13 protein-coding genes are annotated in these 11,768 nt (G+C 62.6%); 7 read left to right on the top strand and 6 right to left on the bottom strand.

Going from position 1 to position 11,768, the window contains the following annotated elements; genetic code table 11:
* Positions 1-14 precede the first annotated feature (14 nt).
* The 4 genes from HGI30_RS22110 to HGI30_RS22095 all read right to left on the bottom strand — a co-directional run bounded on the left by HGI30_RS22110 (position 15) and on the right by HGI30_RS22095 (position 4,202).
* A complete protein-coding gene (locus tag HGI30_RS22110; RefSeq protein ID WP_168909482.1) occupies positions 15-938 on the bottom strand; it encodes a methyl-accepting chemotaxis protein in 924 nt (307 codons plus the stop codon).
* A gap of 115 nt (positions 939-1,053) precedes the next feature.
* The gene (dat, locus tag HGI30_RS22105) at positions 1,054-1,899 is read right to left on the bottom strand and encodes a D-amino-acid transaminase (RefSeq protein ID WP_168909481.1); all 846 of its coding nucleotides are present in this window, start codon (positions 1,897-1,899) and stop codon (positions 1,054-1,056) included.
* A gap of 3 nt (positions 1,900-1,902) precedes the next feature.
* Positions 1,903-2,559, bottom strand: a complete 657-nt coding sequence (locus HGI30_RS22100; protein WP_168909480.1) for a nucleotidyltransferase family protein — start codon at positions 2,557-2,559, stop codon at positions 1,903-1,905.
* Between the two features lie 350 nt (positions 2,560-2,909).
* Positions 2,910-4,202 (bottom strand): NAD(P)/FAD-dependent oxidoreductase, encoded by a 1,293-nt coding sequence (locus HGI30_RS22095; protein ID WP_168909479.1) that lies wholly within the window; start codon positions 4,200-4,202, stop codon positions 2,910-2,912.
* 148 nt (positions 4,203-4,350) lie between these two features.
* Between HGI30_RS22095 and HGI30_RS22090 the strand changes: the two genes are divergently transcribed.
* From HGI30_RS22090 to HGI30_RS22075, 4 genes are all read left to right on the top strand, one after another.
* A complete protein-coding gene (locus HGI30_RS22090; protein ID WP_168909478.1) occupies positions 4,351-4,656 on the top strand; it encodes a hypothetical protein in 306 nt (101 codons plus the stop codon).
* A 149-nt stretch (positions 4,657-4,805) separates the two neighbouring features.
* Positions 4,806-5,060, top strand: coding sequence for a hypothetical protein (locus HGI30_RS22085; RefSeq protein WP_168909477.1), 255 nt, complete (start codon positions 4,806-4,808; stop codon positions 5,058-5,060).
* 198 nt (positions 5,061-5,258) lie between these two features.
* The gene (locus HGI30_RS22080; protein ID WP_028598869.1) at positions 5,259-6,461 is read left to right on the top strand and encodes a ParM/StbA family protein; all 1,203 of its coding nucleotides are present in this window, start codon (positions 5,259-5,261) and stop codon (positions 6,459-6,461) included.
* Between the two features lie 46 nt (positions 6,462-6,507).
* Positions 6,508-6,990, top strand: coding sequence for a hypothetical protein (locus HGI30_RS22075; RefSeq protein WP_168909476.1), 483 nt, complete (start codon positions 6,508-6,510; stop codon positions 6,988-6,990).
* 180 nt (positions 6,991-7,170) lie between these two features.
* On the opposite strand, the gene HGI30_RS22070 is transcribed toward HGI30_RS22075, so the two are convergent.
* Entirely contained in the window at positions 7,171-8,085 is a 915-nt protein-coding gene (locus HGI30_RS22070; RefSeq protein ID WP_168909475.1) for a phosphotransferase, read from the bottom strand.
* A gap of 517 nt (positions 8,086-8,602) precedes the next feature.
* On the opposite strand from HGI30_RS22070, the gene HGI30_RS22065 reads away from it, so the two are divergent.
* The 3 genes from HGI30_RS22065 to HGI30_RS22055 all read left to right on the top strand — a co-directional run bounded on the left by HGI30_RS22065 (position 8,603) and on the right by HGI30_RS22055 (position 10,643).
* Positions 8,603-9,040, top strand: a complete 438-nt coding sequence (locus tag HGI30_RS22065; protein WP_168909474.1) for a DUF1641 domain-containing protein — start codon at positions 8,603-8,605, stop codon at positions 9,038-9,040.
* 54 nt (positions 9,041-9,094) lie between these two features.
* Positions 9,095-10,273: an NAD(P)/FAD-dependent oxidoreductase gene (locus HGI30_RS22060; RefSeq protein WP_168909473.1), complete on the top strand. Its 1,179-nt coding sequence runs from the start codon at positions 9,095-9,097 to the stop codon at positions 10,271-10,273.
* Positions 10,274-10,469: 196 nt separating this feature from the next.
* Positions 10,470-10,643: a CsbD family protein gene (locus HGI30_RS22055; RefSeq protein WP_168909472.1), complete on the top strand. Its 174-nt coding sequence runs from the start codon at positions 10,470-10,472 to the stop codon at positions 10,641-10,643.
* A gap of 901 nt (positions 10,644-11,544) precedes the next feature.
* Here the strand turns inward: HGI30_RS22055 and HGI30_RS22050 are convergent.
* Positions 11,545-11,688, bottom strand: coding sequence for a hypothetical protein (locus HGI30_RS22050; RefSeq protein WP_168909471.1), 144 nt, complete (start codon positions 11,686-11,688; stop codon positions 11,545-11,547).
* Positions 11,689-11,768: the final 80 nt, after the last annotated feature.

Below are 11,768 nucleotides of genomic sequence, written 5' to 3'. Positions count from 1 at the left end.
CGGGCCGAACGAGGTCACAGGCGGTTCTGGAGAGCTTGGGCCTGCCGGTCGAGATCGCCGGCGGAGTCGCCGATGAGCTCGAACAGCTCCAGCGCTTCCTGCATCCGGTCGCGGCTTTGAAGAACGGTCTGCTGGGACGCCTTCGTTTCCCGGCTCGTGCGTTCGACCTCCTCGGACAAGCTGCGGATCGAGTCGCGACTTTGGGCGGTCGCCGACTGCACGAGCGCAGACAGCCGGCGGATCTCGGTGGCGATCACGTCGAAGCCGCGTCCATGCTCGCCTGCGCGAGCGGCCTCCAGAGCTGCGTTGAGCGAGAGCAGCTGCGTGCGGGAAGCGATCTCCTCGATCGTGTCGAGAATGCGCCTCAGCTCGTCGGCGCGCCCCTCCATCCGGTCCAGCGCCTCAAGGCTGTCGGCGTTCTCCTCGGCGGACAGCTCGATCGCTTCCGCCACCTGGCCGCTCTGCCGGATGCCGTCGCGGGCCCGATCCAGCATCTGCCGGGACATGCGGCCGAGCTCGTCCGAGATGGCGCGGGCGGCACGCTCCCGATGCGTGATGTCCGTCGCCGTCTTGAGCACGGCGGCGACCTGTCCGGTCGCATCGTTCACGGGCATGTAGGTCGCCTCCAGCAGCAGCAGGCGGCCGTCTTTGGCGACGCGCTCGATCTTCTCCTGGAACTTCTCGCCGCGCCGCAGGCTGCTCCACAGCGACTCATATTCCTCGCTCTTGGTATAGTCGGGCAGGCAAAAGGCGCGGTGATGCAGCCCCCGCACCTCCGAAACGCCGTAGCCGAGCGTGCTCGCGAACAGCTCGTTCGCCCAGAGAACTTCGCCGTCGGGCGTGAACTCGATCATCGCCAGCGACTGCTCCATCGCGGCTACGACCGCCGCGTCCTCCAGCACATGCGTGCTCCGTTTTTGTCCCGTGATGTTGGTCATAGGTTGTCCTCCTCTGCTTTCCCCCGACTCCAATGCTGCCCCAGCTTTATATCGGTTGCCTGCAAGGATGACAAGAGGGGAAGCCGAGAAGATGGAGCGTCCGTCCGGCCCTCGGTCAGCGCTGGCGCGTCAGCTCGGCATAGCGGGCGTGGATCGCGCGCGCGACCGGTCCCGGCCGTCCGGAGCCGATCGCTCCTCGGCCATGCACGCCGGCGATCGGCACGAGCTCGATGCCGCTGCTCGTCAGAAACGCCTCGTCGGCGGCGAGCAGCTCCTCCGGTCCGAACGCTTCTTCGAGGAACGGGATGCCTTGCTCCTCGGCGATGCGGCGCACGGCGATGCGGGCGATGCCGCCGAGGATATGGTTGGTCGCCGGATGCGTGCGGATCGCGCCGTCCTTGACGAGATAGGCGTTGGAGCTCGAGCCCTCGGTCACGAAGCCGTCCCGCACGAGCACCGCCTCGAAGCAGCCTTCCTCCACGGCCGCCTGCTTGGCGAGCAGGTTGGGCAGCAGGTTGAGCGACTTGATATGGCAGTTCAGCCAGCGCTCGTCCGGATGAAGCAGCACCTGCACGCCTTGCTCGCGCACGGCGGGGGCGAGCTCGCGCCACGGCTTGATCGTCATCGTCAGCGAGGACGGCACGGACGGGAACGCATGGTTGCGCGGCGCCATGCCCCGCGTCACCTGCAGGTAGATGTCGCCGTTCGCCAGGCCGCTGCGCGAGATCAGCTCGTCCATGATCGCGCGCAGCTCGTCCCGGTCCGGCGCGATGTCGATGCGGATCAGGTCGGCGCTGCGGTACAGCCGGTCCAGATGTTCCTCCAGCATGAACGGATTTCCTTCATACACGCGAAAAAATTCATAGACGCCGTCGCCGAACTGATGGCCGCGCTCCTCGATCGGCAGCACCAGCTCCTCCAGCGACACGAAGCGTCCGTTGATGTATCCGAGACTTGTCATGGGTCATTCCCCTTTTCGATGGAGTGCTTTTTCCTTCGGAACGCTATCCGCGATCCGCTCATCCGCCAGGCGGACGAGCGGCCAGCGCTCCAGCCAGCCCTTGGCCGCCACCCGCCGTCCGAACAGCGACTCGTCGCGCTGCAGCGGGCTCGGCCGCAGCCGCATCGCCAGCAAGTCGCTCAGCCCATGCGGCGCGATCGCCTCCAGCCGTCCGTCCTGCGTCAGGCGCAGTCCGACGGCTGTCGCCGTCTCCGGCCACCGGCTCATCGCGTCCGCGACGCCGCGGAACGGCTCGTCGCCGTTCTTATGGTGCATGCGCGCCTGGTTCTTCACCGACCAGCGCAGGCCGGGACGCGCCCCGGCGAGCGCCTGCTCCCACGGCTTTTCGGCGGCCTCGTCCGTACAGCGGGGATCATGGTAGACCACATCGGCATCGTCCAAGGGCGTGCGCTCGGCGCGGCCGTGCAGCCGGTCCCAGACGAGATTGCGGATGTAGCCGGCCGCCAGCCAAGCTCCGGGCGGTCCGTGCTCGCGCACATGCCCGAGGTCGGCCATCAGCTCCGGTTCGGCGGCGGCGAGGTCCAGCAGGCGGCGCAGCAGGTCGGCTTCGCTTGGCGAGTTCCGAAGCTCGGCAGAGCGGCCGGACGAAGGTTTTGTCATCCGAATCGTTCCTCCTCCTTGACGTGGAGCTGCCCGGAAAGCATATCGGCGCTGCTTCCAGCATACTCCCGTGCAGCAGGAGGCACAACCGGAGGCAGCCGCTGGACGGGTTGTCTCTCGGACGAAGGCGAGCCTGCGGCAGAGGCAGCGAAAAGAAAAGCCGATTATCGGTCGGCCGCGCGCTCGATTCCTATCCGATCAACCTATTGCAGATGCGCTTGGGAACAAGAGCGGCTGAAGACGCATCTGCGGCGCTGGCTGATGACTAGATGAAAGGCAAGAAAAGGCGAAAGGGACCGATCCAGATCGATCCCTTTCGCCTGGCAAGGAGGAGCGGATGGCGCGTCGTCTCAAGCGAGCCGTGTGCGGGTTGCAGGAGCGCTGGAAGGGCTGCCGCTGGAAGCCGCATCCCGGCGCGGGTCGAGCAGGGAGGCCAGCGGATGCTTCTCGCCGGCGATCGACGCCAGCAGCATGCGGGCCGCGAGCGTGCTGTAGACGGTGCCGTTGCCGCCGCAGCCGAGCGCGTGGAACAGGCCCGGCTGCTCGCGATCCTCGCCGATGAAGGGCAGGTCGTCCGCCGATTCGCCGAACATGCCGCACCACGCGTAGTCCGCCCGGAATTCCGCATTGGGGAAATAGCGGCTCAGGTCTGCGATCAGCATCGCGGAGCGGTCGGCGAGGAACGTCTCGTCGCCGGTCGGGTCCGGACGGTCCTCGTCCAGCCCGCCGGCCACGATGCGCCCGTCCGGCGTCGTGCGGAAGTAGAAGTACGGACGCGCTGTCTCCCACAGCATCGTGTCCGCCGGAAAGTCCGCCGGCACGCTGCCCGGCTGCGTCGCCAGCGCATACGTGCGGCGCAGGATCGGCTTCAGCTGCGCCGCCGCCGCGACTCCCGGCACATAGCCGGTGGCGACGACGACATGCGAGGCGGTCACCTCGCCTTCTCCGGCGAGGATCGTCCATTTGCCGCCGCGCCGCTTGACCTCGCGCACCGGCGAGTTCTCATAGAGAGAGCAGCCGCCGGCGACAGCAGCGCGCAGCAGAGTGCGCGCCAGGAGGGGCGGATTGGCGAGCGCGTCGCCGTAGGCGGTCATCGCGACCGGCTTATAGGCGGAGAGGCTGGCGGGAACGGACTTCGGCATCCCCCAGGAGACGGGGAAGCCATTGCGCTCCAGCAGCTTGTATTCGCACAGCAGCCGCTTCTCGTCCTCGTCCGAGGAGGCGGCGTACAGGCTCGTCGCGGGCTGGAGAGCGGCTCCCTTGGACCCGGCCGCCTCCGCGAGCAGGCCGAGCATCGCGACCGACTGGCGGCATTGCTCGTAGAAGCCGACCGCCTGCGCCTCGCCGATCCTCTCGGCCAGCTCGCACAGCATGATGTCGTTGGAAAACTGCAGCAGGCCCGTGCTCGCGGCCGTGCTCGCGGAGGCGGCGCGGCCGCTTTCGAGGATGACCGAAGGGATGCCGGCACGCGTGAGCGAGGCGGCCAGGATGGCGCCGGTCATGCCGCCGCCGATGATCGCGACCCGGGTGACGACCTTTTCCCGCAAGGAAGGATGGGCGTCCAGTCCGTCCGAGGGCGTCAGCGTCGAGGGCCAGTAGAGCGTTCCGTCAAACAGCTTGCGGGTTGCGGTCTTCTTTTCCATGTTGGGTTCCTCCCGGGTCGTGTCGGTCTTGGTACCTATGGGATAACCGCTGCCCGGAGCGGTTGAACCAGAGAAAGAAACGAAGCCGGACGGGCTTGCGGCGCGTACCCAACCCTAGGCAAACGAAACGCGAAAAGGAGGAGAAACGATGAAAAAACGCGGACGCTGGATATGGCTGGCGGCAACGCTCGCCCTGCTCGCCGTGATCGGAGGCTGCACCGCATGGTATTTGAGCACGGAGGGCGGGTCCAGGCAGCTGAAGACCTGGAAGTCGAACAATGCCGGCGGCCTGGAGCGGACGGTCAAGGTCTACGACCAGGGGGGCAATCTGCTGCAGCAGTATGACGGACGGATCGACATTCAGGATACGGAGTTCGGCAACAAGGTGCTGTTCGACTTGAACGGCAAGCGCATCGTGATCTACAACGCCACCGTCATCGTCGAGGAAAAATAAACCCCGCCGCGCGCGGGCAGGTTTCCCCTTACTTCGACACGGGGACTGGGTTACACTGGGTATGCCTGTACCTCGATGCCCGGCATCCGCAGGCGAAAAGAAGCGCTTGACCGCCGTTCGCCTGCTTTCGTCTCGGAAGGGGGAAGCCGATGGAAACGCTTGCCGCATCGCTGTTCTTTCTCATCTATGCTTTGGTCGCCGGGGTATTGGTCTACCGCATGCGCAAAGGCACGTTCCGACGCTTGCGCAAGGAAAACGCCGGACTCGTCGCGCTCGTGCTGCTCCAGTTGCTCCTCCTGAACGGAACAGCCGCGCTCAAGACGGTGCTGGGAGCGGCGATAGCCGTACTGTTCGCGGCCGGCTGGCTGCTGGCGGACAAGGCCCGGCAGCGCGGACAGCCATGACCATTGCCCAGGAAATATTCCCCTGAATGGGGAACAAGATGTGAACTTGCCGGACTACGGAAGGAAAACCGCCGCCCCTGTCGAATGATATTACCAGGCAATACCGCCTGGCCGGATTCGAAGGCGCGCCCGCGTCCGACCGGCCCAGGCCGGCCAGCATCCGCTCTCCCGAGCCGAGAGACGAGGAGGAACCGAAACATGAAGGTACATTTTCAGGTAGGCAACGACAACGGCAACAGCGAGCATGACCTGTTCGTCGACGGCAAGATGATCCGCCAGCCGAACGTCTGCTGCCGGGTGGACAAGCTTCCGTGGAGCGACGAGCTGCCGCCGGAGAGCTTCATCCGCAACCTGCAGGACCAGCTGATCGTCACGATCGATTCCCCGGCGGCGCGTCCGGGCATGTACTATATCGGCAAGTTCGCCCTGATGAGCGGCGAGCTGCTGGAGAACCTGCAGATCGGCATCGACAACAAGGCCGACATGGATCTGCCGATCATCAACACGCTCGCGCAAGTGGCGGCGGTCGCGGTCCAGCGCGCCTACGACGAAGCCAAGGGCGTGCCGAGCGAGCCGATCGAAGTGACGGTCGACATGGCGACGGCGCTGCCGGTCACGCAGCATACCGACGAGAACGCCGCCAAGTTCGAAGCCAAGTTCACCGAAGGCACGCACCGCGTCACCGTCCATCTCAACAAGATGCGAGTGCCGGTCAGCATCGTCTTCGACTATGTCAAGGCGATTCCGGAAGCGACGCCGGTCGTGTTCGCCCTGCAGAAGGACCGCGAAGGCGCATGGCGCTCCGGCGACATCTTCGCCGAGTTCGTGGAAGCGTATGAGCTGGGCTCCAAGTTCAACGGCTCGTATTTCAAGGACAAGCGCGTGCTGCACACGGACATCGGCGACGGATCGACGGAATATCCGATCACCGAGGGCAACAAGTTCCTGCGCCAGTTCGTGCACGGCAGCCATCACGGCGCCGGCTACGCCATCGAGGAGGCGCTCGACGACTTCAACCGCCTCGTGCATCTGCCGGACAGCCCTCGCCAGTTTTTCAGCGACGTCATCAAGAACCCGCAGCACAAGTACCACAGCCGCGCGATCCAGACGCTGCGCCGCCCGCTGGAGGGACAAGCCCGCCACATCGTGCAGAACCTGCGCAAGCAGCTGACCAAGGCGCGCAACGAGATCGACGTCATCTGCGTGTACGGCGGGGGCAGCGTCCTCATGAAGCCGATCCTGCAGCCGATGCTCCAGGAGCTGTGCGAGGAGCGCGAGATCAAGCTGCTCTACATCCCGGCCGAACATGCGGTGACGATGAACGCCGAGGGGCTTGACGCCTTCGTGCGGGGCAAGATTTTCGAGGCGCTCAAGGCCAAGGGCCCGAAGCAGCCGGCCTGAGGCCGGGACAAGACAGCAGGCGAAGGCGCACAGGGGGTGAGGCCGGGTGAAGAAGATCAAGCAGCCCGGAGAGAATATCAGCCTGAAGACGAAAAAGAACGAGTCGCCCGAGGTGATGGACTGGATCAACGGCCAGTCGAACCTGATGGACTCGATCCGTTACCTGGTTGAAAACGAGATCCGCGCGAACGGCGTGCGGAATCTGCAATTGTTCATTCCGGCCGAGAGGGGCATCCTCGTGGCCGGAACGGCGGGCGGCGCTGCGGCGCTGGTCGCCGCCGCAGGTGCGACGGCGCAGCCGGAGGCGGTGCGCGAAGCCGCTGTGGCAGCGGACGAGGTCGCGGCGGCCGGCGAAGCGTCGGCCGCCGCGGGCGAGGCGGCTGCGGCCGCTGAGGTTGAGATCGAGCAAAATCGCTACGCTGACGCTGAAGATGATGGCGGGGAAGGCGACGTGGCTGGCGCCGCGAGTACCGGCGTCGATCTTGAGGGAGACGATATCGACGATGACGATATCGACAGTTGGATGTAGCAGCCGGCTGTTCTCCGACCAGGAGCCGGCTTCGCCGGCTCGCCTATGGTTTTAGCGCATGGAACCGCTCCGGCGGTTCCATGCGCTTTTTTTAATGGCTAGGTTGAATTCTAATGTTGATCTTTGACCCGAAGTCGTTGAAAGGCGGTGTTCCTCAACATAAAGCGGCATTTCATGAGCCTAATCCGACAAGGCCCGCATGATGTTGAATTTCGCCTCTGCCGCAATCGCTTCATTTCCGTCATCGACTGCTTGCATCAAGATCAGGATGGGGATGTATACCGCGATCAGGCGTGCCAGCAGCTTCGTTTCCTCGTCCGCTCCTCCGTACGTTTCGAAAAACGCGCCGCGAGCGAAAGGCGGCAAAAAGCTATACGCAACGCTCAAATCGCATGCCGGATGGCCTACGCTCAGATCGCCCCAATCAATGATGCCGGAAACGATCCCGTTCTCGTTCACAAGTATATTTTTGAAATGAAGATCGCCATGCAGCAGTACATTCACCGCCTCGACACGGTCCTTTTGCAGCCTGCCCATATACGTTTCGATCGCGCCGGACTCCTCCGGCGACAAGTGGTCAACCACCTTCGATAGAAATCCCGTCATTTGCACTTTGCGCGACGCTATGTCCGTCAAGTTCCGATGATCTTGCTTAACACCGCCCTTCAGCGCCGCCTGCACGGGAAACTCATGCAATCTGCGCAAAAATTTCGCCAGCTTCTCTGCCGACAAAGCCCGGCGTTCTTCCGTCAAACCGATGGGGAAATCTCCTGGCACGTAGGCATAGCCAAGAAATGGCGCCGGGTATTCGTCGCTTGCTTCGCCGTAAAACAACGGTATTGGATAAGGGAGGGTCATAAAGGGCTCCAGCTCCGGCAGCAGCCTCCCTTCGGTACGAATCGTGCCAATTGCAAACGTTCTTCTTGGAAACCGGAACACGTACTCATCTCCGATGAGAAAAACCGTATTGTCCCAGCCCGAGTCCAAACGCTTCACTTGCTTCGATGACAGCTGAGGGAATTGTTTGCCGATCAGCGTCCGCGCCTGCTCCTCGTCCACCTCCCACTCCGCATCCCATACATTCGTTCCTCCCATGAATGATCCGCCTCCTCGTTCCTTATGTTATTTAGATGTCTACATTCCCTGAAAGTTACGCATGACGGCCCGTTAATTTAACAAGCGGCCTCGAGCCGTGTCCGCGCCGTCAGCCGCCTCGCGCAAATCTGCCGTCCGCCGGGAAATGGCCCCATTTATCCGGATAGCTTCTGCGGGGGCGCATAAAAGGAGCTCGGCATGCAAATTCTGTCGAAGGAATCCTCAATTTTCTTTTGCAGTTCCGACGTTTAAGTTGTAAACTTACGTGTAGAAGTTCCGGGCCGTCTACGGGCCGACAACGCAAAGACCGGGAAAGCGACCGACCCTCGTCGTTCGCGGCCGGGTGCAGCAGGCGATTCGGCGCATGGCGCCTTGTTTTGTGAAATTTGGTACAAAGCCGTCCGCGCCCGCCGTCCTGCCGCATCCCGAAGCGAAGCGAATTGCCTCCCCGACCGGCCGTCCCGCGGCCGCATGGGGGCGGAACCGCATTTCCAGAGTAAAGGAGGAAGTATTTTTCATGTCCGACAACCAAACCACTCCAGCGGTGGCGACGCAAGAGCCGGCCTCCGTGCAGCAGCGCGACATCCTCGACCAGCTCATGAAGCCGGAAGTGCAGCAGTCCCTTACGGTGCTCGTCGACAATCTTCCGAAGCTGGCCGAAATCGTGACCCTCATGACCAGCTCCTACGACGTAGCCAAGTCCCTCGCGACCGACAAGGTGCTGCTGAGCGACTTCGGCGGCGGCCTCGGCGAGATGGTCAAGCCGATCGTCGACAAGACAAAAACGGTCGCTCAAGCCGCTATCGAGGCGGGCGACCATGCGGCCAACGAGTCCAGCACGGTCGGCCTGTTCGGCATGCTCCGCATGCTCAAGGATCCGAACGTGCAGCGTACGCTGCGCTTCACGCAGGCTTTCCTCGAAGCGCTCGGCGAAAAGGAAAAGCAGAAGAACTAGCACGAATCCCGTCCTCCCGCGCGGAGGCCGATAGAACGTGAACGGAGGATGAACATGGCCAAGCATATTCTCATTCTGGGCGGCGGCTACGGCGGACTTCTGGCCGCTACGACAGCGCGCAAGCACTTCACGCCGGCACAAGCCCAGATTACAGTCGTCAACCGCATCAACGCGCACCAAATCATCACCGAGCTGCACCGTCTGGCCGTCGGCAACCTGTCCGAGGGCAACGTCGCGCTGCCGCTCGACAAGCTGCTGCGCGGCAAGGACATCGACCTCAAGATCGGCGAAGTAACCGAGATCAAGCCGGACGAAAAGACCGTCAAGCTCGGCACGGGCACGACCCTGACGTATGACGCGCTCGTCATCGCCCTCGGCACCGAGACGGCCTTCTTCGGCATCCCGGGCCTGCAGGAGCACAGCTTCACGCTGAAATCCGTCGCTGACGCCAACAAGCTGAAGGCCCATGTCGAAGCTTCCGTGGCGAAGTACAAGCAATCCGGCGACAAGGCCGACCTGACCGTCGTCGTCGGCGGCGGCGGCCTGACGGGCATCGAGCTCGTCGGCGAGTTCGCCGACATGCTGCCGGGCCTCGTCAAGCAGCACGGCATCAGCTATGACGACGTATCCCTATACTGCGTCGAAGCCGCTCCGACGATCCTCCCGGGCTTCCCGGCCGAGCTGGTCGAGCGCGCGACGGCTTCCCTCGAGAAGCGCGGCGTCGTCTTCAAGACGGGCCTGCCGATCACCGAGATGAAGGGCAAGACCGTTTCCCTCAAGGACGGCAGCACGATCGAGTCGAGCACCGTCATCTGGACCGGCGGCGTGCAAGGCACGGCTGTCGTAGCGAACTGCGGCATTGAAGTAAACCGCGGCCGCGCGACGGTAACGGAAGGCCTGCAGTCGACGTCCCACCCGGATGTGTTCATCGCCGGCGACAGCGCCGTCGTCATGGGTCCGGAAGGCCGTCCGTTCCCTCCGACGGCTCAGCTGGCTTGGCAGATGGGCGAGCTCATCGGTTACAACCTGCATGCGTACTTCAACGGGTACACGCTCGATACGTTCCAGCCGGTATTCTCCGGCACGCTGGGCTCGCTCGGCCGCAAGGACGCGATCGGCACGATCGGCGGCAACCAGACCCGTCTCAAGGGCCTGCCGGCGACGCTGATGAAGGAAGCCTCCAACATCCGCTACCTGTCGCACATCAACGGCCTGTTCTCTCTGGCCTACTAAGCTTTCCCGGCAAGAACGCGCAGCCGCGCGGACAGGAATTCCGATTCCTGCCGCGCGGCTTTTTCGTCTTCTGTCGTCGCCGCGTCCGATGCCGGCGGACGCCCTCTCTGTGCGGGCTTCGTTTATTCCGCTTGGGGATCGGGTAAGAAGAACTAGAACAGCAACGCCACTACATCCCCAAAAGGAGCGATCGGACATGGCAGAAGGACTCAGCGACAAAGTCAAAGGCGCCGTCAACAAGGTGAAGGGCGAGGCTAAGGATCAATGGGGCAACGCTACGGACAACCGTCGCCTGCAGGCGGAGGGCAAAGTCGACAAGGCGAAGGGCGAAGTGCAGGAGAAAGTCGGCGAGTTCAAGGATCGCCACTAAAGCGGCGGTCGGCCGACCATCGGCAAGCACTCACGATTACGTCTTGTTCAACAAACGGCACAGAAGATGCACAAGCGTCAAGGATGGCTCGCCTGTCGGTCTCGGCAGAAGAGCCATCCTTGACATGCGATATCGGACAAGCTCCCCGGCTGCGTCAGCAGCGCGGCGGAGCTTGTCTTTTTTTGAATTCGTATGGCGCCGAGGACTCGGCAAACGGCGCTGGTGCTGCGGACCGGCGGGCTAAGATCGTTCGGGAGGGAGAGGCAAAGATTCGAATTTCGTTTCAAACGATGTTTCCATACGCGGATATTCCGGATTATTAACATAGGGGTTATGAATAATGTTCGTTTTTCAACCAACCTCTCCCTCTTTTTGTGCTCGTTTCTGACCAGAAAAGCCCAGATGGGCGGTTTTACCCGTTCGTTTTCGCCGCTGTTCGCCATTTTATGCGGATTTCGTGTGCGAGTAGCCAAATTTCGCCCTTCTGCCCAAGTTCCCGGCCGTCGTCCATAAGGTCGATTCGTCGTCATCTTGTGGCCGTCGGCTTGCCTCCGAGCCGTTAGTGCCTCCTGCCTCTGGCTTTCCACCGGACCTTGGCCTTGCCTCCAGACCTTGGCCTTGCCTCCGGCCCCTGGCTTTCCTCCTGCCTCAATTGTCCCCGTGTTCCGTCATTGCAATCTGCCGTATCACGAGGCATCAATTCAACCTTAAAATACGGATAGTATCGGCTTTATATTTAGAATTAACCATTATAAAAATGCACAAAATAAACATTCCGGAATTGGAATTCATCGCTGCGATTCTCCGAATCCAAGGTTGGAAAACGTCAAAAACGAACGCCCGGAAGAGGGCGTTCGTCGGAATCGAGTTCGATCGCTGCTGCGAAGAGTCGAGCGGGATACTAGTACAGGAACGCGCGGCTGATGATGACCAGCAGGATGAAGAGAACCAGAATAGCGCCCGTGCTGGAGTAGCCGAAGCCGCCTCCGCAGCCTGGGCCGACGCCTGCTCCTCCTACAACTCCGCCGCCTACACCGTAAGACATGTGCAAATCCCCTTTCGAATGGAATGGATTATTTAAGTTGAATCGTTTGCGGTTTCTCGAAAGAACCGGCGGGAAGCCGC

The organism is Paenibacillus albicereus (assembly GCF_012676905.1).
In the GTDB taxonomy this organism is placed as follows: Bacteria; Bacillota; Bacilli; order Paenibacillales; family Paenibacillaceae; genus Paenibacillus_O; species Paenibacillus_O albicereus.
This window is presented reverse-complemented; position numbering and strand designations above follow the sequence as displayed.